This window comes from Nitrosomonas mobilis, from assembly GCF_900103035.1.
Lineage (GTDB): Bacteria > Pseudomonadota > Gammaproteobacteria > Burkholderiales > Nitrosomonadaceae > Nitrosomonas > Nitrosomonas mobilis.
Genome location: NZ_FMWO01000048.1, coordinates 115344 through 141528 on the forward strand (window position 1 = coordinate 115344; position 26185 = coordinate 141528).

Genomic DNA, 26185 nt, shown 5'->3' on the forward strand with positions numbered 1-26185 from the left:
AAGCATGTAGCGTTGTCATCTCTTTAATAGTCAACACGCTACATCGAATGTGTCGATGATCTTGCTTAATGCGACAGAACCTTAAAAGTTACACTTTAGCGTTCTGATTTCCCAGATGGCACGCTAATTACACCTGCGGCAACGTGTAGTTCACAATCCTCAATAACTGACAGCAAAAGATTCCTATGAGCTTTTGTTGCGCGGAAGGACTTCCTGGCTGCTTGTTCAGCAACGTAAAGAACATCAAGGAGCTTTTCTTTCCGTTGTTCATTTTCGACACAACGAGCGTGGGGGCTGGATTTTCACTATATGACATTCACGCCTTCATGTATGTACGTAGCGGTACTACGCGGATAGTTTCAATCCCTTTGAGATCAGGGCATGGGTGCTTCGTGGCAACGGAGAATCCTATAACAATAACAGGGTCTCAATCCCTTTGAAATCAGGGCATGGGTGCTTCTCAGCGTATCGAAGATAGAGAGTATTTGTTAAGGTCTCAATCCCTTTGAAATCAGGGCATGGGTGCTTCTATGAGTATCTCATTTAGGGAGTTAAGCATGGTGTCTCAATCCCTTTGAAATCAGGGCATGGGTGCTTCTGAAATATGTGATGCATACGAAAGTGGACTAGGAGTCTCAATCCCTTTGAAATCAGGGCATGGGTGCTTCCATCTTGTTCTGTCGCTCGTCACGGCTTTACGGTCTCAATCCCTTTGAAATCAGGGCATGGGTGCTTCTGCATATTGGCTCACTTAATGGCGTCGTGAGCATACGTCTCAATCCCTTTGAAATCAGGGCATGGGTGCTTCTAACCAATCCAACCGAATCTAAACTCAATTTAATGTCTCAATCCCTTTGAAATCAGGGCATGGGTGCTTCTGATCACCACCATTTATCTCTTTACAATCAATATATTGAAAATGGTGCGGAGGAAAAATGATAAGCGGTTGCAAGATATATCCTGTAAATTGGTGATTTACTTCATTAGTACAACAATCGGCAAAGTTTATATATCCTGGAGTTAGTTCATTTTTCGATATTTTGAACGATCCTGCCATATTTACAAGAGCGAACTGTAACTGATCTGGCTTTCTGTTCAGGCGATTGACCGTTTCAGGAAAGCTGTGCGCTACCACGCGGTGGGCAATCCACTCCATTGGATGCCTTCCGGCAAGGCGGGTTGACCGATGCGAGCCTTCAGTCCACGATTCGGCAACGGGTAAACACGCAAATCATCCTCTTTTTCATCAATCAGTTCAATTGCCCCCTGCATACAGTGTTCAAGCTGGCGATCATCTCCGCTAAACAAAAATACAGAATGTTGCAACGGTACGGCACGTTTTACCAGATAGCGATGCAAGCGCGCCAGCCGTCGCGGGTGCGTAATGTCATAACAGATAATAAAATCACTCATCATCTACGCTAGCCGAAATCTTCAAAATCATCCTCTGATCGCACATCATCTTCCGCTGTGGCCATAATCTCGTTCACCTGCGCTGTTAACCACTCAATTTCCTGGTTAATGCCTTTGCGCAGGGTTTCACTGTGCTCCCCATAGGCAGCGTAATAGCGCGTACGGCCAGCCTTACCAAGCAGGCAACCTGCTTCTGTCGTCGAAAAATGATCTTTTTCCAATACTTTTTTGCGTATCAGCGCAAGCGCAAACTGATCCGCCAGCGGGCGTAAAGGCTCCAGCAAATCGGAAGCGAGCGATTCCCGGCCAAAGGCCAGACGATGATAAAAACCAACGTAAGGATCAAACCCGGCGCCATACAGCGCAATAGCAATTTCACTATGCAGCAGGGTATACGTGAGCGAAAGCAGGGCATTGAAAGGATCACGCGGCGGGCGACGGTTACGGCCACTAAAATGTAGTGAATTCGGAACAACAGCCTGCAAACCAGAAAAATAGCGCGCAGCAGCGGAACCTTCTACACCACGCAAGCTGGCAGCACTGCTGGCATGGCCGATACGAGGCCAATGCTCCTCCAGTGCGCGTAAGGCGTGGCTCAGTTCGTAACGTACCTGCATATCGTTCTCGCGTAGCTCAGTAAACCATTCGATCTGACGTGTCAGCTTACGTTCGATGAGTGTTTTGCCAATCTGTAAACAGAACGGTTCATCAAAGCTCAAACGTATCTGGGCAACACGCCGGACTGCGTCGTTGTGCGGGCGTGCCAGCAGCAAACTGGGACGGCCAATCCGCCCGCTCAGGATGACGACACCCACCCCCTGTTCGCCAAGCTTCCCCAACAGGGCGGCTGGCAACTTGACATCACCACGCAGAAAAACGCGCGACAGTGGCGCAATAGGCACCGTGCCAATACGTTCACCATTTTCGCGAAAAACAATGGCACCGGATTCAAGTTCAAGTACTACTCCGCGACGATCAACAAACAGGCTGGTCATATCGTTTCTCCTGGTTTTCAGGTGATACAGAAATACTGTGCCGTGAATGTGCTGGCTTTACCGTAACAACGCGGCTTCATGCGTGGATCAAGACTGAGAACATGCAGGCGATCTTCTTGCGCATCCATCAGTTTATCCAGATCAGCGCGAATGGTGCGCAGCTCGGCTGGTGTTATCCAGAGTTCAAAAACCGATTTCTGGCCACCCACCCTATAACATTTGAGATAGCGGCAAACTTTATACAATCTGCGCGGATTACAGACATCATAAGCGACGAGATACAGGCTTCGGTTCATGTGCAGCATTGTAGGGCTTGCCTGGCTCCCGTTGTGCACCGGCAAGCTTGCCGGTTAATCTCGCCTGTTGTCAAAGCCGCTGATCTGAATACTTTCCGGCGGCAGGGTTAGACCGCGCCGGGTATGCGGACGCTTGCCGGCAGTAATCAATAGATAGGGGGTTGCTGCCAGACCGAGTGCATCTTTTAATATACGCTCCATCTTGGCATTTTTGGTCTGAAAAAACTCCTTCTCCATCCCATTGCTGAGTAGTTCGACGGATTTCTCATAATCAGTGACATCAATACCAACTACCACCCGGTAAATATCGAGAAATAATCCGGCATCAGCTTGACGCCAGGCTGTTTCAGGCCGTCCCTGTCGAGCAAGCGTAGCCCACCACGCCAGCCATGCAAGCAATTGCGGTTTCATGGTAACTGCAGTCGTACCACAGACAAGGTATCTTTGCTTCAGATCGATCAGCAGACGTGGTGGTGCAAAACTTTGCTGCAAGGTGGCGACAGTTTCACTGAATCCTGCGCGACCGGTGATCAACGCAACAGGAAGGCCGTGTCGCAACCGTACTACAGGAATTTCAGCCAGGGTAACGACGGCTTCAGCAGTATCAATGTGATGCCCATCCCGTGTTACCAGCCGACGGGGCTGACGGGGCGGGTAAAAAAAATCCGGATGTCCTTCAAAAGGGGATGAAACCAGAATATGAGAGAGATTATCCTGCGGTCGGGCAAACAATGAAAAAGCATAACCGAGATAAAAGCCCATGGTCTTACGTCCACCGGCAATCGAAACGTGCAGCGCCGTATCTGCATCTCCAGTAAGTTGGGCGACAAGTGCCGTGATTGTGTCAGCAGCGGCGGCATTTTCGGCCGGTGTACGAATATCGGCGAGCTTTTCCTGATGATAGCTGATGATGTGGATGCAGTCTTCATCAAAACGAGGATGGCCAATCTGCGGTTGGTCATTCAGCAGCGCATGGAAATGGCCGCCATCGGGATGCAACAATGCTGCCCGCGCCAATCGCGCGCCATCGGTGGTGGTCAGTAGATGTACCTCTGTCGGAATGAAGGGTGGAGTCCGTGCCATAGCCAGGGCATACAGCGTTTCAGTGACAATCTGCGGTGACAGCCCCGTAACACATAACAGGATGCGACGCGGATATTCATGGGGTTGCAGTAGTTGTGACATAAGCAGAATCAACTCCGGCTCTTGGCTGAAATCCACGCTCTGATCTGATCTCGCAGATTCTTCAAATCTTGTCCGCACACCAACTCAATGTTTAGTGCTCTGGCCAGTTTTCGTTCGGAATCAGCAACAGGGCGATAACTGGCCAGCATACCTCTGGTTCCCAGACCACCTACTCGCCGGCAAATCTCCGAGAGCTTAAACAGCGTATCGTTGGCCTTGGGCGCTTCCGGCCGATCCATGTGCGCAGTCTTGCATTCAATGACAAACAATCGGTTACGCGCCATGATGGCGATGTCCATTTCATTTTTTACACCGCCACCTATAACCGTGAGATTAGCAGCCTTGTCGCGAATTCCCGTCTCACCCGTGATAGCCTCAACACATTTATAGGCGTGAAGCTCCAGCCAGCCACCCTTGACGAAATCTCGTGCAGCTTCATCAGTGTAGCTGATCGTATTTTGGTTTACCTGCAGCAGGCCGGCTTCTGTAAAGTGACGCAACAGGGCTTCCAGACTGTGGTTACCTGCCTGTTGGTCACTCATTTCAATTTTCAGTTGTTTTTTATCTTCTGCCAGTTGGGTTAACCAGTTAAGCTGGGTGAGTGGCTTCTCCAGGCTGCCAGTCTGGGTGATGAGGGTGTGCATGAGATCATGCTGATCGCGCGTGATCTGTGGGCGCACAGGAGAATCTGGAAGCTCGAACCCGTATGATTTCAGGTAGTGGGGAAGTCGTAATTGTTCGGCCAGTTTTTTACCGGGAGTTTTGTCCAGCCAGACAACGGCATCAGTATCCATATCAACATAGAAACTGCGCCAATTCGCTGCCTGTGCAACAGTTTGTGCAACCAGCGCCATCAGCTTTGTGCCGCCAGTCAAATTAAGAAGAATTTCCTCTCCCTCTCGTTCGCTTGCAATTTTAAGTAGAGCTTCTTCAATTACGCTACTGCTATGTTCATCTTCGAGAGGAACCGTCGTAGTGCGAATTCCAAGTTCTTTCAATACCGTACTTAACGCATTGGCAGCTTTACGCATTTTCTCGCTGACCAGTAGTGCGACTTCTTTGGGTTTCAGTTCCGGATCAAGTACTGGAAGGAGATTAGGCGCGGCTTGCGCCGAAACAAGGCAAATATGGGTAGTCATTTGATTTTCCTTATGTGATATTCCTCAAGCTTTGCCTGACAGCTTCCCAATTCATTGACGCTTAGCTGCTGACCACGCAGATGAGCCGGCAGATTAAGCGAGAGATTGAAGTAACGCGCACCGCGATTACAGACTTCTGCGGCAAGGTTGATCGGCAGTGAACCGATGACAGTATCGCCCGCAGTGATTTCGCACGGATCAAGGTGGGCAACATGTTTATCCCATTGGATGCCCTGGCGCGCTGTCCATTCGATTGCACCAGGGTGGCGAGTAACAAGCCAGATGATCATGTGGCATAAATTTGATAGCGGCCCAGCCCGAAGCTGGCATTTTTACCGGCATGCAACCACTGTCCGAACCATAATGCCGGCCAGAATGCGGATAATTTACCGTGCAAATCCCAGCGGCCGGTAACACCGCCCAGTGCCATTTCCTGTTGCTGGCGGCTGGAGTAACGCTTCCAGTCGCGCCAGGAAAGTTGCCGATTACCCTGGATGCTGCTGGCCAGTTCGCCCAGATGGTGAAAATCCGGTTGCCAGGCAAGCTCGCCATGAAATTCACTCATCAGTGCCAGACGCCGTACCAACGCCATCAACAAGGTGCGCTCAGTAACGGTTTGTGGCTTAAGGGGAACCCCGTTATTTTGCAGGCGCAGGGGGGTAACAAGATGCAGGCGCACACTGTCGCCTGGCAAAGGTGGGCAAGTCAATCGTGTGTCATGTTTCTGAATGCTGCTATTTTCCGGTGTATAAATGGCCAGCGAAGCTTCCGGTTGTTCCAGCCAGATACTGGTCAGTTCTGCCTGTCCGTCGCCCGGGCCAATCCCGCGCGCCAGCGCCCGCCGCCAGGCAAGGATGGCAATGGGCAGTTCCTCCACGCCACGACCAACCAGGGTGAAATGGAAAGTTAGCGTATCACCAAGGTGCAGCACGTGCGCGCCCCACTCGGGAGGCTCAATGATATAAGGTGCCGGAATCCTGCTGAAATCCTGCAATGGGTGATGTTCCGGTGGAGCCGGCTCGAACAACAGGGTATAGGGGCAATCCCGCCGTAACGGGCAGGCAGTACAATCTTTCTCGCGTGTAATACAGCCCATGCTACGCAGGGCATGTCCAAACGCGCCGCGTAACATGGAACCGGAATAATCCGGCAGTCGAATCGAACGAGTCACTCGCCAGTCAAGGCGGTAACGCCCCAGCGACAGGACAGGATAGGCAGGTTCAGTCAGGTAATGTGTACTCATAGTCCCGGTTGGATAGGTTAATTTAGAGGCGTAAGGCTGACAACTTCAGCTTTTTACGTTCCTCCTTGAGTTCCACCTTGACCAGTTTAGGAAGCCATTCCTCGATAGCGTTGGCAACAGCATGTTTCTCGCCGCCCGTCCAGTCCGCGCCTTCCTGCGCTGCTTTTGCTAATGCCCGTGCTTCATTGTGAATGGCCGCATTGGGATTTTCCTTGCTGCCCCGGAGCTGTTCCGCGCGCCGGGCACACATGGATACAAAAGCTTCAACACGACGCTGATTCACCGTCATGGCCGCCAGTGCAGCTTCACGGGCGGCTTGTGCCGCAATCCTGGCTTGTTCGGCAGCAGCTGTTTCAGCCTGACGTCGGGCATTCTCGACAGCCGCCTGTTGTCTGGCGCAACGTCGCTCGAAACCGGGTAGGTCAGCATGCCAAATCTGATCCGGGTTACTCAAGATGATCCAGCCGTGTGGCAAAAGATCGGATGGCTTATCCAGATCGTCACCGCAATACCAGACGGTTCGGGATTCGTCATCAAACATATAAAGACGTATCTTTTCTTCTTTATCATTGATCCAGCGCTTATCCTCATTGAGCATGATTTTGATTTGGCGGCCATTGACAGTGTTGCTATTTGCACCACTATGTTTGCCAACTCTCAGCAAAAGACATGCGCCGGTTTTAATTTGATCACGCAATCCTGCATCAAGAATGTTTTGAGTCTGTTTTCTCCATGTTGATGTCGGATAGAGCTTGCCAATCGTGGCAATGTCATCATCCAGCCGATTTAGATAGTAGTTGTTACATGCCTCGACGATACCTGGCCATGACAACAATTTATCGGCTGAAGGGCTTATGGGCTCATTGTGAAAGTTGCGTCTTCCGGTGATCTCATGAAGATTTTGCAAAGTCAGAGATAAACTGAAGGCGGCAGGCTGATGCCCGAGAATGTATTCCAGGCGAGTATAGAGATTCTTTACCTGCGCCTGACTGCGGCGGCCAGATCGGCTACGATTAAGACAAAAGCGAATTTCGCGCTCAATTTCAATATCGAGGGGTGCAGCGTCACCCACTTTGAGGGCGCGCAGCGGATCAGTTTCAAATTTACCACCGAGCAAATCAGCACCAAGAGCGGACGAGACTTCTGTAATGGCTTTTTCGATACCTTTGCGTGCCCGATCATAATCCCATTTTGTGTGCTGGCGCTTTAACCGTAACAGCAATTTGCCATTGCCAGGATCGTATTCCTCGATCATGGTGTTGAAATTTTTAATCTGTTTCATGAGCGCTGTCGAACATGGGCTGTTACCTGCAATGTGCTCATTGAGAATAGCTGTCCGGATAGCTCCCTTGATGCTACTGCCAGGAAGATAAGGCAACTGATTGAACGGTTGATACGATGTTCGCTCGACACCATTCCGGTTGAAATCATTTCTCTTATCCTGCGTGCTTTTGTAGTGTGTATAAACACCGGCACACATCGAAACATGAACATTAGCCAATGGAATGATTTTGTCGCGGTGTTTGTTTAATACTTTATGCACTGCACGCAGTTGCTCTGTTTGCGTTCCGCCATTATCTTCAGACAGTGCGGTAAAAATATCCCTGGAAATACCGGCGCCACTTAAATCAGCCAGTTTCCCCACATCGAATCTATGCAATATACTTGATGTATCAACCACATACTCAGTGGGTTCGTAATCTTCCCCACAGCCAATATGTACCGGAGACAAGGTACTTACGACCAATTCTTGTGTGTCCAGAAATTTCATTAGATAGCCTCCATACAGATTCTCAGCACTGGTGCATAACCCTGGTGCACTGCCGTCTTTTGTATTAGTGATACCTTTGCCAGGCCATTGCCAATGAAACGAGTGTGCGCCCTGTTGCCTGTGGGCGTAAAAATGGCGCCGGTTGCTGCCAGCAGTAACGGCTGCTTAAACGGATTGGCACCCAGCGCCAGCGTGCCGCCATGCCGGCCAAAGCGGGTCAGTACCTGCCAGTAACTACGTGAGGTATTAAAACCCAATCCTTGTGGAGTACAGGGTGCCAATGTCCAGCAGGCATTGGCGTGAGGATGTGCCTGCTTGAATAACGCAGCTTCCACCATCTGTTCCACGGCAAACTTACCCAGGCCGATGCTGGCATCGCGGCCGTAGCCAACATTACCAATATATTCAAGTAACTGGAGCAGTGTTTCGTGTGGCAGGCGATCTTCATCAAGCACACACCACAAGTCCATGTGCTGATCGCGCTGGTAGAAAATTTGCGATTGGGTGTAGGGTGCAAATTCACCTGTGCCTGTCGTGCCGGTCAGTCGGTTAAGCGTGTTGTGAAACGCAACTGCCTGGATCGGCCTGTCCTGTTTACCGTACACCTCTTCATCAGAGACGGCGCTACTGAGTAGCTGGCGCAGTGGTTGCGCAATCTGGTCGTGTGGAATCCAGCGTTTGCCCTTGGCTTCCTTGCGTCTTGCCGGATCTTCTCCGCTATTTGCTTGTAATGTAGCCGGAACGGTGGGACGCGGCAGGTAACCACTTGGAAACCCATCGGAAACCACCAGCCAAGGGCTACCGGCGGTATAGCCATCAAGCAGGGTTTCAAGTTTTTCTTCTCCGAGCATTTCATGGACAGCATGGCAAAGCTGGCCAAACAGTGTATCCCCTGTCAATGGGGTACCCAGTGGCGAACGCAGTCGAAGCGTTACACGCAGTGGAGTCATTGTTTCAAGCCGTTTGATTGAATGGGGTGATGGCGTGGAACTGTTCCATTAAATCTGTACCATTGAGCTCCAGCTCCGCAAACTTGATTTTGCCGTATCCGCGCGAGCCGGACCCACCGAGGCTATCCAGCTCCAGCAACCGCAGACCAAGCAGCACGGTGTCAAGCAGATTATCGCCTTTCAATACCTTGAGTGTGAGGGTGAAATCAAAGCGCGCACCGGCGATCACCCGCTCGATAAAACGCGGATGTTCGGCTGTACCGGCAATGCGGTTGATACTGTTTTCCGATTTGACTTCGGTGGTCAGCAGATTTCTGGAATCGGCAGCTTCCTTTTTCCAGTCACTATTCAACGGGCAATCCCAGAAAGCGAGGCGGGTGGGACCAATGCTGGTGACGAGCTGATCTTCCGTCTTCTCCGGTGCACTGCCAAACAGTTTGATAACAGCGCGCCCAGTGGAATTATTTTCATCTTTGGCGAGATGTTTAAACGAATAGGGACTACCTTCTGCTGCCAGCACCAGGCCATGCCGCCATTCCAGCAGGCTGCGGATTTTGCCTTTCAGCGATGAACCGGGAATATAAGGTTGACCGGTAAGCGGATCTTTGATCACCGGGCTGTCGGTTCCCCCAATACGCATTTCACTGTCGCCCGCACCGATATGCAGGCCGGATTGAAGAACAATGGTACCGATGATTTTCTGGATTTGAGTCAGTTGCATGATGGATTCCTTTAGGCGACAAATGATTAAAAACACAACAAATTTAGCTGGTAACGTTTCTAGCCACGAATTGCCTTGAGAAACCCAAGCATGGCTTCAAAGTGCAGCCGGAAGTGGTTCAACGTGCGCGTATCTGTTACCTGTTTGATGCAACTGTTCAACCACTCAACGAATTCCTGAGTGACTAGTTTGCGGCCCTGTGCATAGGCAGCCTTGGCATTAAGCATATGGATAAACGCTTCATAATCCTTGAATTTTTGTTCATCTGTTCCGATGCGCTCCTGCCAGCCGACCAGTTCATCGTAAAAACGGCGGATCTGGGTAGATTTGTTTTTACCTGAATCACGCCCATTTTTAGCGCTTTCATCAAGTTGCTTTGCAATGTTTTCAGCATCTTCGGAAAAAAGTGTGGCTGGGGGTGGGCTGGTTTTCAGATCAGGTGTCATTTTGTGATCTCCGGATGTTGTCGATAGTAGTTGTTGATAATAAATGGCTGCCCGGTTTGATTGCCGAGCGGCAAGCTTGCCGTTATTGCCGCTGCCGATACAGCAGTACGGAAACCGGCAGGCGGTAAGCGCCACGATATTGTTTCAAGGCTCCACCACATTCACGGGCGAGTGCTTTACCAATTGTCTGTTGATGCTTCGGCAATCGGGCGCAACGGTACGCCAAGCGTGAACGCCAGAGCGCATCTTCCGGACGGCGATTGGCTTTTTCTGGGCGATCACGTTCCGCCTGGTCAGATAACAGCAGCAGGTTGTAGATAAAACCGGTGGATAAATTGCCTGCTTCACTGATCAACTGCGCCAGCGCATCGCGGCGTTCCTCCATGAGTGCTCGCCATTCTGCCCAGCTAACAGTAACGCCCCACAGACTGACAGCATTCTTTCCATCATGCTGTTTGGCAGCATGCAAGCCGGCTTCAGCGGCCACAGCAAGCTGGCGCGCCGGTACTTTCGGCTGCGTCATGGCAGCGCTCAGCGAGAAGGTAATGTCATCACGTACGACATAACGCGCAAATGCCTTGCGCATGACGCCCGCCAATTCAAGCGTGGATTCCCAGGGGCCGATCAGAAAAAAATCGTCACCACCGGCAAATACGGTGTATGTGTTGCGAAAGCGCCCGTTTTCACCGTGGGCGCAATACCACGGCAGCCACAAGGCAAAGAACGCATTCACCTGACGAGACAATGCAGCCCAGCGAGCGAAGGTGGGTTCCTCCAACCCGTTCTGGAACAATGCACCAAGGTTGTCAATATCGCCCTTGAGCGTAACCAGGGCAATTTCACCCAGCCATTTACCGTTTTCCTGCAACCGGCGATTTTCGCAGGCGATATGGTGCAGTGTCTTGATTGGGTGCTCACGATCAAATTCAGTGTCATCTTCCCAGCGACCGTACTTGTCAGATAGTTGCTGATCGAGGTCATCGAGTACCGGCACATAACTGTTGACGAAACGGCGGGCATAGCCATGGAAGCAAGAGCCATCCGCTTCTGGCAGATCAAAATCCCAGGCGCGCACCAGCTCACCACTTCTGGCAAGCTGGCTGTAATGACTGGAATCATCCGAATTTTTTACAAATAACAATTGGTAACCGAAATAATCCAGATCGAGCGGCTTTTTGAAGCTGTCGGCCTGGCGCAATACCAGCAATCGTGTATTTTTGATGAGCGCTTCGCCAATGGTGATCTGGTCACGTGACAACGCGCAGCAAGCTGGTTTTTCTCCCTTTGCGGCGCGATCAGCCGGGTACCGTCCGTGATAGCCACAAGGGCCATCGGCAAAAGATACCTCGCGCACGGCAACTGTGTTGCCACACAGATCAAAACGCCGATGTTTGGCAATATCGAGCTCGATAAACAACTGCTGCGTGAGCGCCTTGAATCGCTTGCTGATCAGGTCATTACAACTGGCTGCTGTTTGAGCTATCCCTATACCAATCTCGCCATACGTGTGTTGCAGACACCATTGATCAAAACTGTGTCGGCAGTTTTCTACCGCCTCACGCGCCGATTGGGTATTGGGCGCGACGATGAGAAACTTGCCGGCAGCATTGATAATCTGGCTGGTCGATGGCAGTTGCAGGGTCTCCAGCAATTTGAGTGCCGCCATTTCAGCCAGCAGTGCCACCTGAAAAGAGCGCCCGCGCAATAGCTTGTGGGCGTGCTTTTGGGTTTGTGCGCCCTGCGCAAAGATGAAATTCTGAATGCCGAAAAAATCCCCCTGGATCAACAGCAGTTTTTGTTCATCCCAGTCAGGGCGTTCCGGATTGCTCAATTTTGCCAGTGCATCGGCACCGGTATTACCGGTTTCCTCGTGCCAGCGCCACAAGGCAGTTGCCAGTGCAGCAACTGCCTTGCTGTGGTCGTAGAGAGAAACATCTGGTACCACTCCTCGGTTGGTCGCTGAAGGCATGGCCTGTATGTATGCCAGCCAGGCGGAATCAAAATGATCCAACCATAACGGCCAGTTGTTGCGGTGCGATTGTGGAATGGATGCCAGCGCTTGTATGAATTGTTCCCACAATGCGGCATATTCAGCCTGTGCCGATTTATCTCCGTCTGGCTCAACAGCAGCACGTTTGTCAGGAAAAATGGCCTCCGGCCCGAGCGCCCGCAGGGGATAGGCATACGCAAACTGGCCGGCAGGGGCCTGTGGATTGATTCTGATCTGTTCGAACAGACTCACCATCCGCGCCTGAAAACGGTTTTTATGCTGCGGTGTTTCCCCTTCGGCGTCGGCATTGTATTCATCAAATTCTTTGCGCTCAAAGCCTGAAGCCGCCCGATCAGCAGTGGCAATGATCCACTGCAACAGTGTTCCCGGTTTATGGTGCGCAGCCGCAGCATTGGCCATGCTGTCGGTAATATCGGCACCACTGGTACGGCCAGAGAAAGGAGAAACATCACCGCGCATAAGATCAGGAGCAAACTTTTCCACGACATCCCACATACCGCCGGTATGTGCAGCATGCGAGTATCTGTAGAGCGTGGTCAGCGCAGCGAGATCACCGCTAACCGGCTGGCCGGTTCTTTCGTGAAACTTGCCAAGATCATGTAACAGGGCGGCGAAGGCGATGCGGCAGGATGAATGCAAAAGTGACATATAAAAATTATCTCGGTAAACAAGACGATACAAATTGTGTATCAGTCATTGGCTGACAGGTGCGGTGGCAAGCTTGTCGGGTAAACTAAACGCGCATGAGTCAACACATTTAAAGTCAAAGTCACCGTCTATATAGACGGTGACTTTGACCAATTTTATGGAAATAAACATGCTTACTTATAGCAGCATGTTCCTGCCGACTAGGCAGAGACATATGATTTTACCTCGGCCAGCTATTTAATCGCTTGAATGCCGGAGAAAAATAGCAGTACTTCCGAGAAATGAAGAAACAAGGGAGGTAGTAATGATCGCCTGTTCATGGCGAGAGTAACCATGAAAATGCTGATAAATTATTGCAAACAACCCGGGCGGCTTCAACTTTGAAGTGCAACTTTTGTAAAGAAGTTCAGGAGGCAAGCTGCAGTAGTATCGGAGCCTCTTAAACTACCAGGTAGAAGGAGCATAGATAAAGCACTACAAGCAGCTTACCGAGGAGCAACGATATCAGATTTCTGGTTTGAAGAAGGCGGGTTTGAATCAATCGCGAATAGCGGATGAAGTGGGCGTGAACAAATCGATTATTTTGCGAGAATTATGGCGGAACAAAGGTTTGCGTGACTAGCATCCGAGACAAGCTCAGGAATTACGGGACGAGCGTCGAAAGCAATGCACCAACGCCCAGTTTATCATTGCCGGACTGGACAGAAGTCGAGCGATTGGTTCGGCTGGACATGAGTCCGGAGCAAGCGGCTCGACGACTTGCTTGGGAAAGTGTGTTGCAAATCAGTCATGAGACTGATCTACTTGCGCATTTATGCAAACATGCACCGGACAAGTACGGTGGGCTGTGGATAGGCTAAACCATCGGCCACGCAAGGTGCTTGGATTCAGAACCCCGTTTGAGATATTCTTCGGGAAGACGGTGTGCTACACCAAACCACCGTTAGGCGTTGCACTTCGAAATTGAATCAGCGAAGAGTACTGAAAATAGAGACGAGCTCCTTTGAAACAAGCCGTCTCTATATGGTTGAACTAACTGATATATATCAGGTTGCTTCGCTACTGCTTGTTTCTGCTTCTGCAACGGCAGCTTTCATGCTGAGCCGCAGTCTTCCCTTGTCATCGGCTTCGAGCACTTTGACGCGCACTGTCTGACCTTCTTTGAGGTGATCAGTAACGTTCTCCACGCGCTCATTAGCAATTTGGGAGATATGCAGTAGTCCGTCTTTTCCTGGTAAAACACTAACAATGGCACCGAAATCAAGTAATTTAAGTACGGTACCATCATAAACTCTTCCAACTTCTACATCTGCGGTAATGTCTTCGATGCGTTTCCTGGCCTGTTCACCACCTTCACTCTTGACACAAGCGATGGTAACGACGCCATCGTCAGAAATATCAATCGTAGTGCCGGTTTCTTCAGTCAATGCACGAATGACTGCACCGCCTTTTCCAATCACATCACGAATTTTTTCCGGGTTGATTTTGAACTTAATGATGCGCGGCGCGTGAACGGAGATACTCTCCCGTGTCTGTGGAAGTGACTGCATCATAATTTCCAGAATATGCAAACGTCCTTCTTTTGCCTGCAACAGAGCAACCTGCATGATTTCACGGGTAATGCCCTGGATTTTGATATCCATTTGCAGGGCAGTAATTCCATTCTCGGTACCGGCCACCTTGAAATCCATATCTCCCAGATGATCCTCATCACCCAGAATATCAGTCAAAACAGCAAAGCGATTACCTTCCTTGATTAATCCCATGGCAATGCCAGCCACATGAGCTTTTAGCGGTACGCCTGCGTCCATAAGTGCCAGGCAACCGCCGCAGACAGAAGCCATGGAACTTGAACCATTCGATTCCGTTACTTCAGAGACTACGCGCATGGAGTAACCAAATTCTTCCACTGATGGCAATACTGCGACCAACGCACGTTTTGCCAGGCGGCCATGACCAATTTCACGCCGCTTTGGCGTTCCCACTCGCCCGGTTTCGCCAGTAGCGTAAGGTGGCATGTTGTAGTGCAGCATAAAGCGTTCGCTATAATCGCCTTGCAGAGCATCAATCCTTTGTTCGTCACGAGTGGTACCCAAGGTGGCAACTACCAGCGCCTGGGTTTCACCGCGTGTAAACAGGGTTGATCCGTGGGCGCGCGGTAGTACGCTATGCCGAATTGTAATAGGTCGAACCGTACGGGTACCGCGGCCATCGATTCGGGATTCACCATCCAGGATGCTGTTACGAACGATCTTGGATTCGAGTTCAAAACCAAACTCGCGCACGGTTTGTTCGTTTGGTCCGCCTTCAGTGCCAACGCCGAGTTCGCTAAAAACACGTTGCCATATCTCGCTGATTGTTTCGGTTCTGACGGATTTTTGTTTCACCTGAAAGGCCTTGCGTAAATCTGCTTCGGCTAGCTGGGAAATTTTTTCGGTCAGTGCGTGATCTTTTTCTGATGGCTGCCAGTCCCAGGCGGTTACACCTGCTTCATCAGCCAGTTCATTAATCACATTGATTATCTGCTGCATCTGTTCGTGGCCATACATTACCGCGCCCAGCATGATGTCTTCGGAGAGTTCTCTAGCCTCTGATTCGACCATTAATACGGCTTGCTGAGTGCCGGCAACGACCAGATTGAGCTCTGTTCCCTCAAGTTGACTGGTTGTTGGGTTTAATACATATTCATTGTTGATGTAGCCGACTCTTGCGGCCCCAATCGGTCCATTGAAGGGAATGCCGGAAAGTACGAGTGCGGCAGAGGTACCAATCATAGCTGGGATATCTGCATCGATTTCGGGATCGGACGACATTACGGTTGCAACAACTTGTACTTCATTATAAAAACCATCCGGAAAAAGTGGGCGTATCGGCCGGTCAATCAAACGACAAGTTAGCGTTTCTTTTTCAGATGGGCGGCCTTCACGTTTGAAGAAACTACCCGGAATACGGCCAGCAGAATAAAATTTTTCCTGGTAATCGACAGTTAGAGGGAAAAAATCCTGGTCTGGCTTGGTTTGCTTCTTTCCGACGACAGTGACCAGCACGACCGTATCATCCATGGAAACCATAACCGCGCCATGCGCTTGCTTGGCAATTTCCCCGGTTTCTAGTGTAAGAGTATGATTACCATAAGTTATGCTCTTTTTTATCGGTTCCAATTAATAATCCTTCTTTTTGATAAATGTATACTCAAGATTTGTAACAAAGCACCGCGACGAGTAAAGGCGCAGCAAAATATCATTAATGCGAGTTAATAATATTTTGATTACTTACTGTCGGAAAAGAAATTTTGATGACTGATTCGCCATGCATTAACGTGAATTGTCACCAGGAATTGGAGAAATTGATGTTTATTTTCTTAATCCGAGTCTTTCAATCAATGTTTGATAGCTGCTATTATTTTTTGATTTCAAGTAATCCAGCAATTTGCGTCGCTGGCTAACCATGCGTAGTAATCCACGGCGGGAATGATGATCCTTGACATGTGCCTTGAAGTGATCAATCAAGCTGTTAATACGATTTGTTAAAAGTGCTATCTGTACTTCTGGCGAACCCGTGTCGCCTGCGACTCGTTGATAATCTTGCACAACTTGTGCTTTTTGTTCAGTTGTTACTGCCATTTGGTTTCTCCTGCTCAATTCTTAAATGGTTTTATGGGATTCATACAATGCATTGCCTGCGGATTTTACTCTTTAATAAAAAGCTTGTCCAAATCAAATCAAGACATTGGACGTAATAAAATTTATACTACCTCTTGCGGAAAACAGGTGTTGCTAATCGGTTGAATAAATGTGAAGAGTCAGCAACTTTATTTCTTGAGCTTTTGTTGGTAACAACAGTTAACAAATTTTGCTAATAAATAATACATTTCTACCTGAACGGTATAATACATCGTATGACTGATTCAACGATGCAAGTTTATTTTGACCATAACGCCACCACCGCTGTAGATGAGACCGTCATGGCCGCCATGTTGCCTTATTTTCAGGAAAATTATGGTAACGCATCCAGCAGTCATTCTTATGGTCTGCGAGCTCATCGTGCAATTGAGCATGCGCGTGAACAAGTGGCATCAGCTGTAGGCGCTATGCCTTCACAGGTAATTTTTACCAGTGGAGGCTCGGAAGCGAATAACCTCTTTATTCGCGGTGTAGCAGATAGCATAAAACCCGCTACGCTTCTCGTCAGTGCTATAGAGCATCCCTGTGTTCGCCGCCCTGCGCAGGCTTTGGCCTGGAAAAACAGCCAAAAATGGCAGCTAGATGAACTTGCTGTCAGAGAAACGGGAGGTGTGGATGCAGATGCAGCTATCACGGCGTTGTCAAAAATCAGGCCTGCGATGGTATCCATGATGCTGGCCAATAACGAAACTGGTGTGATTCAGCCTGTTGCAGCTGTTGCTGAAGCGGCTGCTGCACTGGGTATATGGATGCATACCGATGCGATTCAGGCCTTTGCCAAGATGCCTGTGAACTTTGCAGAATTGGGTGTACATGCCATGACCTTGTCTTCACACAAGATTTATGGACCAAAAGGCGCGGCAGCACTGGTTATTGACCAGAGATTGCCAATCAAGCCACTGATTTATGGCGGTGGCCATGAAAATGGACTACGTTCTGGTACGGAAAACGTACCTGCTATTGTTGGGTTCGGTGTTGCGTGTGAACTGGCTGTATCCAGAATGGCGAAACTGGCTGCCCATACCCGCAGCTTGCGGGATCAGATGGAAAACGGCTTGCACGAAATGGGGGCCATCATTTTCGGTGGGGAGGTACAGCGTTTGCCTAATACGTGCTATTTTGCACTGCCTGATATTGAAGGCGATACTTTAGTTGTACAGCTGGACAAGGCCGGGTTTGCGGTTGCGAGCGGAGCGGCCTGTTCCAGTGCTACACCAGGGAAAAGTCAAGTGCTGGAAGCGATGCAAGTTGATCCTATGCTGGCACGCTGTGCGGTGCGGATAAGTTTCGGAATTGCCAATACCAGTCAGCAAGTAACAGATTTTTTATCAGCAATTAAAAAGATTGCTGATCAGTTGAAACATCTGAATGTAATGTTCGGAGCATGATGCTTGAGCGCAATCGACGCAGACAGCTTGACTCAATAAACCAATAACCTGAAGATATCAAATGCTTCGTAAAGCTATTATTCTTAGCGCGGGACAGGGCAGGCGCCTATTGCCCTTGACAGAGAGTACTCCAAAATGTCTGCTGTCGGTGTCGGGAAAACCTGTAGTCGCGTGGCAGATTGATGCCCTGCTTGCAGCCGGGATCGATGAGATTGTGGTGGTGGGTGGTTTCCAGATTGATCAGATCGAGAAGCTCTTGTCTGAGCGGTATCGGAGTATTCCGGGTGTGAAAGTGAAATTCAACCCTTTTTATGAGGTAGCGGATAATCTTGCCAGCTGCTGGATAACCCGTCAGGAAATGAATACCGATTTTCTGCTCCTGAATGGAGACACGTTGATCGACAACGTATTGTTGGCCGGCGTATTGAATAACAGCGTATCACCGATTATGCTATGCATTGATTTTAAAGATAAATTTGACGAAGATGACATGAAAGTCCAGCTTGGCGCCAATGGTCAGGTCAGACAGGTCAGTAAAAAACTATCTGCCGTTGAGACAGATGCGGAGTCGATAGGATTGATTCGTTTCAGTGGGGAGGGTGCAAGTGTCTTCCACGCGGCAGTTGAGAAAGCATTGCGTGACCCTGCCAACCTCAGGTCATGGTATCTGGCCATTATTAACCAGTTAGCCGAAACGGGAATGGTCGGCAGCCATTCGGTGGCAGGTTGTCGCTGGTGCGAAATTGATTATCTGCACGATCTGCAGAAAGCAAGGGAATATTTTTCGATGGAAGGACATCTCCTGCAAGAGCATGATACCTTGGTAAGTGGTGTGCATCACAAAACGATCCGGTTATAAGGTTAAGCAGATTATGGGTGTAAAAATTCTTAACGCCACCATGCAGAAATTTGGTGCGCCGGATAGCATTATCCATCAGTCCGGTTGCTGGAGTGTGCTGCTGCGCCCGGCACAGCCAACACTGGGTGCATTGGTTCTGATTGCGCATGAGCCCGTTCAGGCTTTTTCGGCACTCAGCTCTACAAGTTTTGCAGAACTACAACTTGTGACGGGTCAAATCGAATCAGCTCTGAAAAAGGCATTTCAGTACGATAAACTTAATTACCTGATGCTGATGATGGTCGACCCGGATGTACATTTTCACGTTATCCCTCGTTATGCACAAGACCGGCAATTCAACGGGTTGACATTTATAGATACTGGCTGGCCGGGGCAACCAGCACTAGACAGAGTTAATCCGACCGATATCGCCATCAACCAGCTACTCAAGGAAAAACTCCTGTCCTGCTGGGAGTGATCGATAAACCATGACTAACCAAGATTCACCGTCAAATTTCCCTTTATATGAAGCACGCGCATTGATGCGTGATTTGATGAAACCCAATCCGCTCATTTATTGGTCAGATTTTCTGTTGCATAACATCATAGGCTGGGTGGCGCTATTCGCAGTGCTGCGGGCACCCATGTGGTCGATCTGGCAGATCGTAGCTTATTTCATCGCAGTATTCGCTTTTTACCGCGCCGCTATTTTTGTGCATGAGCTTGCCCATCTTGAGCGCGGTACTTTCAGACTGTTCCGGTTAGTATGGAATCTCACCTGCGGCATCCCATTCATGATTCCGTCCTTTACTTACGATGGTGTGCACTATGAGCACCACAAACCCGGGGTTTATGGTACTGGCAAGGACGGGGAATATCTGCCCTTTGCCACACAGCGCCCGGTGAAGATGGTGGGCTATGTGCTACTGTCCTTGCTGTTGCCGCTGTTGCTGGTGACGCGCTTTTTAGTGCTGACACCCCTATCGTATATGAGTCCGACACTCCGAAAAATTGTCTGGAAGCACGCATCTTCATTAACAATCAACCCCGCTTATCAGCGTGAACAAGATACGGTTCGCAACGATCAAAATTGGCGCTTGCAGGAATTTGCAACCTTCCTGTTTGCTGTTACCGTCATCACCTGTGTCTTGCTGGGTTTTTTCCCATACCAGTTACTGGTACTCTGGTATGCAATTGCTGTCATGGTTTTCATTTTTAACTCATTGCGCACACTCGCCGCTCACGCTTATCGTCATAACGATAATCGTCCACTGACGCTTGTTGAACAGTATATGGATTCTATCAACGTGCCTGGGAATTGGTTAACTGCGCTATGGGCACCGGTCGGGTTACGCTATCACGCTACTCACCATCTTTTCATGAGTATGCCTTACCACAATCTGGGCGAAGCACAAAGACGTCTGTCGGAGGCATTCCAGGATAATCCGGCGATTCAGCAGACCAGTCGCCACGGCTTATGGAGTGCTCTTGGCTGTATCTGGCAGGAAGCTTCACACTCCTCATCCAGCAAGAAAGCCATCAGGCAGGAATAAACCTGTATGTCGACAGATCAGGCTTTAACTCGCCTGGTGTTGCTGCGCCATGGTCAGAGTATCTGGAATCATGAGGGGCGTTTCACTGGCTGGAGTGATGTTGCGCTCAGCGTGCGCGGAGAGGTTGAAGCCAAACAGGCAGGGAGCATCCTCAAACAATGTGGCTTTACTTTTGATGTCTGTTTTACTTCAGAGCTCAAGCGTGCGCAACACACCCTGGCACTGATTCAATCCGCCATGCAACTCGATCAACTGCCGGTTTACCGGGACTGGCGCCTGAATGAGCGCCATTACGGGGCGCTGGAAGGTTTGCGGCGTCTGGAAGCCGTCCGGAAATTTGGTATCTGGCCGATTCTGAGCTGCCAACTATGTTCTGATGCCATACCACCTATGCTGACCACAGAAGATCCGCGTGCGCCAGCCAACCAAATGCGTTATGCGTCTATAGATCGCGCGTGCCTGCCGCTGGCCGAAAGTCTGCTTCAAACCATGAATAGAGTGCAGCCTTTGTGGCGTGACACTATCCTTCCGGAAATACGCCAAGGTAAACGGCTGCTGATCGTTTCGCACAAGAATTTACTGAAGACACTCGTGATGCAGCTGGAGGGACTGACGCCATGGCAGGTCATACGACTACCTATTACGACAGGAAAACCGCTGTGCTACGAACTGGATATTCAGCTAAAGCCCATCCGGCGTTATTATTTGACTGCGCCTGACAGCCAGTCATTTCGAACACAGGGATAACATTACAGCGGCAATGGAGATTTTTTTTGTGTTCGATTATAAAGATTCAGCTGCAGCTCGGTCACCATCGTGGGATGACCCTGTAAGTAAACCAGTACCCGTTGAATATTTCGCACATCCTCGTCTGCTGGTAAGTAATCAGTAATTATTTCCTGGTTCAATTTGGGGTGGCTGGCGAATTCGAGCTTCGCATTTCCGTGATCATCAGTACCAAACATACCAAAATCCACCTCTTCACTACCAAACTCAACCACTAACCGATAAACCTTGTTAGCCTCACCATCGCTGATATTGATTTCAAGCTCCTGACACGGTGATCCATCATTACAACCGTAATCGAACCTTATTTTTCCTTTCATATTTGCTTGCCCTTAGAATTCAGGTTTGCGTCACGCACGTGGAAATACGGAACGGCAAATTGATGAAAAAATTAAGGCCAGATTTGTTATTTGATTGCGAGCGTCTTTGTTTTCAGTACCGGGTATCTATTGAAGCGCGTGTCAGCGGGTCGGCATATCAGGCAGCAATCTGATCTTCATCGGTATGATCGGTTGTAAACGACTCATCAGTGCACAAGATGTCGACTGCATGGGCAAACGTCTTCATGTCAGAGCGTTCCAACATGATGCAGGGTTTACCGGTGCGCTGGCAGTAAGCTCTTGCTATGAAAAAATCTTCATGGCGAATACAGTCTGCCGGGCAAATGACCTGATTGACGCGGTGTAACCAAGTCAGCAGATTATTATTCATGGTATCCGGCGCACTTTTACGGAACAGGACGAGATGGCCACCTGCCATTTCTATCAGCGATCGATACTGTGGATATAGCGCAGCGCGTCCGCCTATGAAAAGAATGGATTGTCCTGCCAGCTTCCGCTGTCTGGTTCTAGGTGAAAGTGCTAACCCAGCATGATTTTGTTGGGGGCGCGGGCTGCTTTTGGTCCAGGACATTTTCTGACTGCGCCAGACGAAATTAGTATGCTCGGGTCTGGTTATCAGTAATCTGCCTGTGATTGCGGAGAGAATACGCAGACAGCGTTTGCCAATCCTCCCCAAGCGATGAAAAAAAAGTCCAATTTCTTTAAATATTTTATCAGCGTGTAATTCTGTCTGGTTAAGCGTTGCGTTTGTTCGGTAAACATTGACAGCATTCATGCATTGCAAGAGCCTGTTGGCAACTACTGGCTCCAGGTTTTCGTTGAGCAGTTTCATGGGTATGCCACCTTAATCTAAAAAAAGGCTGGCTTGCCCCAGGGGAGGGGGCTGGCTTGCCACAAAGGCATTACCGGGAAAGGAGAGAAAAACTACCGGTAATGGTTGAGAACGTGATGCATCTGCTAAAAATTGAAATCTGTAAGTCAGCTCAGGATTAATTCCGGATTACTTTGTCAGTATCAGTTTGTTGTTGCGCGTCAACTTGAGATGATAACGTTCACCCTGATGGCTAATGAGCACTTCGTTGCCATTTGCCAGCAGGCTTTCGCTACTGATCGATCTGACGGAAGAAATCGGTTGCTCCAGTAGAAGTGACCCGCTGCGCCCTGGATTTTCGCTGTAGCTCAAAGTGCGTTCAATCATCTTGTCTTCCTCATGTCATTTTGTTAATGATAATGATTCTCATTATATACAGAAAAAAATTTTGTGCAAGTATGATTATTTCCGGATGCAACTGTGAATATCCAGTTACCGTCCTTGCAACTTTCACGCAATGGAGTGAGAATCACATCGGTAACACACTATGGAAACGGGACGTAAAACGTCAATTTAAAACCGTTACACGGCAATCAAATACCGGCGGGCAATCTGAACACATCTGCATCAAGCAACTATCAGTTGATTTTAAGCCTATCATTGAGCGTAGTTTCACCCACAGCAGACTGTAATATTAACAATCGAGTCATTTTTAAGGACTGCTATTATGATAAAAATCTGGATACTCTCCGCGAACAGCGGCAGCAACCTATTCGTGGTACCGCTGAGAAGCTGAGTAACATGATTGAAAGCAATCCTGAGCGGCGGGATAATTATGCACTAGCACTAGCACTAGCACTAGCACTAGCACTAGCACTAGCACTAGCACTAGCACTAGCACTAGCACTAGCACAGGATGATCATCGACCAAAAACAAAACATGGAAAATGAGAGCGTAATTTCCACCAAGGTCAGCCGAGTCACGGCGCGTCATTCATACTGACGAGGAAGTCATGATCGCAAAGTCAGTCTGCCAATTACTGCAGTTTTGAATCAAATAAAGGGAGGTGCTGGAATGCCAAAGATCAAACCTAAGCGTACGGACAAGCCATTGTCGCCGGATTTGCTGCGCAAGATGCACGCCTACTGGCGTGCAGCCAATTACCTGTCGGTTGGTCAGATATATCTGTACGACAACCCGCTGCTCAAGGAGCCGTTGAAGCTGGAGCATGTCAAGCCACGTTTGCTGGGGCACTGGGGTACCACACCGGGTTTGAATTTCATTTACGTTCACCTTAACCGGGTTATCCAGCAATATGATCTCAGCATGATCTATGTTACCGGACCCGGCCACGGCGGCCCCGCACTGGTCGCCAATACCTATCTCGAAGGGACGTACAGCGAGGTATATCCAAATGTTTCTCAGGATGAAGCGGGGATGAAAAAACTGTTCACTCAGTTTTCTTTTCCCGGTGGCATTCCTAGCCACGTCGCACCGGAAACGCCCGGCTCTATTAACGAAGGCGGTGAACTCGGTTATGCCTTGTCCCACGCTTATGGTGCGGCATTCGACAACCCAGATTTGCTGGTGGCTTGTGTCGTGGGCGATGGTGAAGCGGAAACCGGACCCATGGCGACCAGCTGGCACTCCAATAAATTTCTCAATCCTGTGCATGACGGCGCTGTGCTGCCCATTCTGCATCTGAACGGTTACAAAATTGCTGGTCCTACCCTGCTGGCACGCATCCCTCACGAAGAGCTGGATGCCCTGTTTCGTGGCTATGGCTACACACCATATTTTGTCGAAGGCAATGATCCTGAAAAGATGCACCAATTAATGGCCGCTGCACTTGACACGGTTATCGACGAGATAAAGCGTATTCAGCACGACGCACGCAGTAATGGTTTCAGCGAACGCCCGCGTTGGCCGATGATCATCCTGCGCTCACCTAAGGGTTGGACAGGTCCTGAATCTGTCGATGGCCAACCTATCGAAGATACTTTCCGCTCGCACCAGGTGCCAGTTGCGGCACTTGCAACAAAACCCAGGCATCTAAAAATTCTCGAAAAATGGATGAAGAGTTACCGGCCAGAAGAATTATTTGATGATCATGGCAAACTCATGGCCGAATTATCCGAGCTAGCACCAAAATGGGAACGACGTATGGGTGCGAACCCACATGCTAATGGTGGTCTGCTGCTGCACGATCTGAAAATGCCCGATTTCCGTGATTATGCGATTGCGATACCCAGGCCTGGTGACGTCAAAGCGGAAGCAACGCGCGTACAGGGTCAGTTTATACGCGACGTGCTTAAACTTAATGCCGAAGCACGCAACTTCCGCGTCTTCAGCCCGGATGAAACTGAATCGAACCGCTGGGGTGCGGTGTTCGATGTGACAAATCGTTGTTCAACTGCGGAGATTTTTCCCGGCGACGAACATGTTGCACCCGATGGTCGGGTGATGGAAGTGTTGAGTGAGCATCAGTGTCAAGGCTGGTTGGAAGGCTACTTATTGACCGGGCGACATGGATTTTTCTCAAGCTATGAAGCTTTCATCCATATCGTCGATTCGATGTTTAATCAGCATGCCAAATGGTTGGATGTTACACGCGACATTCCGTGGCGACGCCCCATTGCTTCGCTGAATTATTTATTATCTTCGCACGTGTGGCGCCAGGATCACAATGGTTTCAGTCATCAGGATCCAGGCTTTATCGACATTGTGGTCAACAAGAAAGCGGAAGTCATCCGTGTCTATTTTCCGCCCGATGCCAACACATTGCTGGTCGTGACCGACCATTGCCTGCGTAGCCATAATGACGTTAACGTTATTGTTGCAGGCAAGCAGCTGGAGCTGCAATGGCTGGACATGGATGCGGCGATTAAACACTGCACCACTGGCTTGGGTATTTGGGAATGGGCCAGCAACGACGAAGACGGAGACCCCGATGTGGTCATGGCCTGTTGCGGGGATGTGCCGACTCTGGAGACACTGGCCGCCGTAAAAATACTGCATCAGCATTTGCCGGAACTTAAAATTCGTGTCATCAATATCGTTAACTTGATGACCCTGCAACCACCGAGCGAGCATCCGCATGGCATTTCTGATAAAGACTTCGATATTCTCTTCACTCGAGATAAGCCCATCATTTTTGCTTACCACGGCTACCCCTGGCTGATTCACCGCCTGACTTATCGTCGCACCAATCACGCACAACTACATGTGCGCGGGTACAAGGAGAACGGTACCACTACCACGCCTTTTGATATGGCCGTACTAAATGATCTTGATCGCTATCATCTGGTAGGTGATGTCATCGACCGCGTGCCAAGCCTGGGGTCGCGTGCTGCCTATCTCAAACAGTTTCTACGTGACAGGCTACTCGACCACAGGGTTTATATAGAAAAACACGGTGAAGACATGCCGGAGATCCGTCACTGGAAGTGGTCGGAATAAAATAGTGATCTGAGCAACTGTCGTTGGGGATAGGATGGAGAACATTATTTGCCCAAGTTCGTAGCTTTAAAAGTTGACCGATACGATCTGCACTTTGCCTTCTGGTTTGTGTCTTTACTAATGGTTGTAGGCAGCATTATCTTCGTAGTAATGCTGGTCGGGATAGGCTCTGCCGGGAGCGATCAATAACTGACGCAGTGGCCACGTCTGTTCGGAGCTGGGGCAGAACGCGCGCCTTGCGCAATTTTATGTGCAGTCGCATCACTGCAGATCATGCTCGGGGTTTTTGCCGGAATTTTTGTTTATTGTTTGATTGTGTTGCACACCATTCGCGGTGGGATCGACGAAGCAGAATTTGTATCGAACCTTGCAGTTTTTTTCGTATTTGTTTTATTTGTCATATCGCTTCTGTCGCTCAGGGAACTATTGCGCCTATTGATCGGTTATTTCTGAAAATACTGAGATATAAGCCCGATAAAGCCGAGAGCGAAGAAACGAGCAGTTTGT

Annotated in this window: 26 protein-coding genes and 1 CRISPR repeat array; of the genes, 9 read left to right on the top strand and 17 right to left on the bottom strand. The window is 49.5% G+C overall.

The genetic code is table 11. The features are described 5' to 3' along the window. The first annotated feature begins 356 nt into the window (after positions 1 to 356). A CRISPR array of direct repeats spans positions 357 to 879; the repeat unit is 37 nt; unit sequence GTCTCAATCCCTTTGAAATCAGGGCATGGGTGCTTCT. 249 nt (positions 880 to 1128) lie between these two features. The 12 genes from cas2 (NSMM_RS07230) to cas10 all read right to left on the bottom strand — a co-directional run bounded on the left by cas2 (NSMM_RS07230) (position 1129) and on the right by cas10 (position 12818). Further along, positions 1129 to 1416: a CRISPR-associated endonuclease Cas2 gene (gene cas2 / locus NSMM_RS07230; RefSeq protein ID WP_245654720.1), complete on the bottom strand. Its 288-nt coding sequence runs from the start codon at positions 1414 to 1416 to the stop codon at positions 1129 to 1131. Between the two features lie 5 nt (positions 1417 to 1421). Then, positions 1422 to 2408: a CRISPR-associated endonuclease Cas1 gene (gene cas1 / locus NSMM_RS07235; protein WP_090286076.1), complete on the bottom strand. Its 987-nt coding sequence runs from the start codon at positions 2406 to 2408 to the stop codon at positions 1422 to 1424. Between the two features lie 17 nt (positions 2409 to 2425). Next, the gene (cas2, locus tag NSMM_RS07240; RefSeq protein ID WP_245654721.1) at positions 2426 to 2704 is read right to left on the bottom strand and encodes a CRISPR-associated endonuclease Cas2; all 279 of its coding nucleotides are present in this window, start codon (positions 2702 to 2704) and stop codon (positions 2426 to 2428) included. Positions 2705 to 2758: 54 nt separating this feature from the next. Next, positions 2759 to 3889: a CRISPR-associated ring nuclease Csm6 gene (gene csm6, locus NSMM_RS07245; protein WP_090286326.1), complete on the bottom strand. Its 1131-nt coding sequence runs from the start codon at positions 3887 to 3889 to the stop codon at positions 2759 to 2761. 8 nt (positions 3890 to 3897) lie between these two features. Next, entirely contained in the window at positions 3898 to 5028 is a 1131-nt protein-coding gene (locus tag NSMM_RS07250) for a Card1-like endonuclease domain-containing protein (RefSeq protein ID WP_090286079.1), read from the bottom strand. Then, positions 5025 to 5318 carry a CRISPR-associated protein Csx16 gene (gene csx16 / locus NSMM_RS07255; protein ID WP_090286081.1) on the bottom strand — a complete coding sequence of 98 codons (294 nt, stop codon included), beginning with the start codon at positions 5316 to 5318 and terminating at the stop codon, positions 5025 to 5027. The genes NSMM_RS07250 and csx16 overlap by 4 nt, the downstream gene beginning before the upstream one ends. Then, positions 5315 to 6271 carry a CRISPR system precrRNA processing endoribonuclease RAMP protein Cas6 gene (gene cas6, locus NSMM_RS07260; protein ID WP_090286082.1) on the bottom strand — a complete coding sequence of 319 codons (957 nt, stop codon included), beginning with the start codon at positions 6269 to 6271 and terminating at the stop codon, positions 5315 to 5317. Before cas6 ends, csx16 begins: the two co-directional genes overlap by 4 nt. A 22-nt stretch (positions 6272 to 6293) precedes the next feature. Further along, on the bottom strand, positions 6294 to 8042 hold the full coding sequence (gene csm5, locus NSMM_RS07265; protein WP_090286084.1) for a type III-A CRISPR-associated RAMP protein Csm5: 1749 nt from the start codon (positions 8040 to 8042) through the stop codon (positions 6294 to 6296). Continuing rightward, the gene (csm4, locus tag NSMM_RS07270; RefSeq protein WP_090286086.1) at positions 8042 to 8992 is read right to left on the bottom strand and encodes a type III-A CRISPR-associated RAMP protein Csm4; all 951 of its coding nucleotides are present in this window, start codon (positions 8990 to 8992) and stop codon (positions 8042 to 8044) included. The genes csm5 and csm4 overlap by 1 nt, the downstream gene beginning before the upstream one ends. A 4-nt stretch (positions 8993 to 8996) precedes the next feature. Next, positions 8997 to 9713 carry a type III-A CRISPR-associated RAMP protein Csm3 gene (gene csm3 / locus NSMM_RS07275; RefSeq protein WP_090286088.1) on the bottom strand — a complete coding sequence of 239 codons (717 nt, stop codon included), beginning with the start codon at positions 9711 to 9713 and terminating at the stop codon, positions 8997 to 8999. Positions 9714 to 9772: 59 nt separating this feature from the next. Then, positions 9773 to 10159: a type III-A CRISPR-associated protein Csm2 gene (gene csm2, locus NSMM_RS07280; protein WP_090286090.1), complete on the bottom strand. Its 387-nt coding sequence runs from the start codon at positions 10157 to 10159 to the stop codon at positions 9773 to 9775. Positions 10160 to 10241: 82 nt separating this feature from the next. Beyond that, the gene (gene cas10, locus NSMM_RS07285) at positions 10242 to 12818 is read right to left on the bottom strand and encodes a type III-A CRISPR-associated protein Cas10/Csm1 (protein ID WP_090286328.1); all 2577 of its coding nucleotides are present in this window, start codon (positions 12816 to 12818) and stop codon (positions 10242 to 10244) included. 532 nt (positions 12819 to 13350) lie between these two features. On the opposite strand from cas10, the gene NSMM_RS17040 reads away from it, so the two are divergent. Both NSMM_RS17040 and NSMM_RS15140 read left to right on the top strand, forming a co-directional pair. Beyond that, positions 13351 to 13440: a hypothetical protein gene (locus tag NSMM_RS17040; protein ID WP_425412358.1), complete on the top strand. Its 90-nt coding sequence runs from the start codon at positions 13351 to 13353 to the stop codon at positions 13438 to 13440. Further along, positions 13433 to 13678, top strand: coding sequence for a hypothetical protein (locus NSMM_RS15140; RefSeq protein ID WP_143001889.1), 246 nt, complete (start codon positions 13433 to 13435; stop codon positions 13676 to 13678). The genes NSMM_RS17040 and NSMM_RS15140 overlap by 8 nt, the downstream gene beginning before the upstream one ends. 186 nt (positions 13679 to 13864) lie before the next feature. On the opposite strand, the gene pnp is transcribed toward NSMM_RS15140, so the two are convergent. Further along, positions 13865 to 15979, bottom strand: coding sequence for a polyribonucleotide nucleotidyltransferase (pnp, locus tag NSMM_RS07295; protein WP_090286094.1), 2115 nt, complete (start codon positions 15977 to 15979; stop codon positions 13865 to 13867). 192 nt (positions 15980 to 16171) lie between these two features. Further along, complete coding sequence (rpsO, locus tag NSMM_RS07300) at positions 16172 to 16441, bottom strand: 30S ribosomal protein S15 (RefSeq protein WP_090286096.1); 270 nt, start codon at positions 16439 to 16441, stop codon at positions 16172 to 16174. Positions 16442 to 16716: 275 nt separating this feature from the next. Between rpsO and NSMM_RS07305 the strand changes: the two genes are divergently transcribed. From NSMM_RS07305 to NSMM_RS07325, 5 genes are all read left to right on the top strand, one after another. Beyond that, positions 16717 to 17889 (top strand): cysteine desulfurase family protein, encoded by a 1173-nt coding sequence (locus NSMM_RS07305; RefSeq protein WP_245654722.1) that lies wholly within the window; start codon positions 16717 to 16719, stop codon positions 17887 to 17889. 61 nt (positions 17890 to 17950) lie between these two features. Next, a complete protein-coding gene (locus tag NSMM_RS07310; RefSeq protein ID WP_176753887.1) occupies positions 17951 to 18748 on the top strand; it encodes a phosphocholine cytidylyltransferase family protein in 798 nt (265 codons plus the stop codon). Between the two features lie 13 nt (positions 18749 to 18761). Further along, entirely contained in the window at positions 18762 to 19205 is a 444-nt protein-coding gene (locus NSMM_RS07315) for an HIT family protein (protein WP_090286099.1), read from the top strand. Between the two features lie 10 nt (positions 19206 to 19215). Then, entirely contained in the window at positions 19216 to 20280 is a 1065-nt protein-coding gene (locus NSMM_RS07320) for a fatty acid desaturase family protein (protein WP_090286101.1), read from the top strand. Positions 20281 to 20286: 6 nt separating this feature from the next. Next, positions 20287 to 21027 (top strand): 2,3-bisphosphoglycerate-dependent phosphoglycerate mutase, encoded by a 741-nt coding sequence (locus NSMM_RS07325; protein ID WP_090286103.1) that lies wholly within the window; start codon positions 20287 to 20289, stop codon positions 21025 to 21027. A 2-nt stretch (positions 21028 to 21029) separates the two neighbouring features. On the opposite strand, the gene NSMM_RS07330 is transcribed toward NSMM_RS07325, so the two are convergent. The 3 genes from NSMM_RS07330 to hemP form a co-directional block, all read right to left on the bottom strand. Further along, positions 21030 to 21386, bottom strand: a complete 357-nt coding sequence (locus NSMM_RS07330; RefSeq protein WP_090286105.1) for a hypothetical protein — start codon at positions 21384 to 21386, stop codon at positions 21030 to 21032. Positions 21387 to 21543: 157 nt separating this feature from the next. Then, a complete protein-coding gene (locus NSMM_RS07335) occupies positions 21544 to 22239 on the bottom strand; it encodes a DUF2325 domain-containing protein (RefSeq protein ID WP_090286107.1) in 696 nt (231 codons plus the stop codon). Positions 22240 to 22407: 168 nt separating this feature from the next. Beyond that, the gene (hemP, locus tag NSMM_RS07340) at positions 22408 to 22605 is read right to left on the bottom strand and encodes a hemin uptake protein HemP (protein WP_090286109.1); all 198 of its coding nucleotides are present in this window, start codon (positions 22603 to 22605) and stop codon (positions 22408 to 22410) included. Between the two features lie 688 nt (positions 22606 to 23293). On the opposite strand from hemP, the gene NSMM_RS07350 reads away from it, so the two are divergent. Further along, the gene (locus tag NSMM_RS07350; RefSeq protein WP_090286113.1) at positions 23294 to 25678 is read left to right on the top strand and encodes a phosphoketolase family protein; all 2385 of its coding nucleotides are present in this window, start codon (positions 23294 to 23296) and stop codon (positions 25676 to 25678) included. Positions 25679 to 25951: 273 nt separating this feature from the next. After that, positions 25952 to 26131: a DUF2254 family protein gene (locus NSMM_RS17045; RefSeq protein ID WP_090286115.1), complete on the top strand. Its 180-nt coding sequence runs from the start codon at positions 25952 to 25954 to the stop codon at positions 26129 to 26131. Positions 26132 to 26185 lie beyond the last annotated feature (54 nt).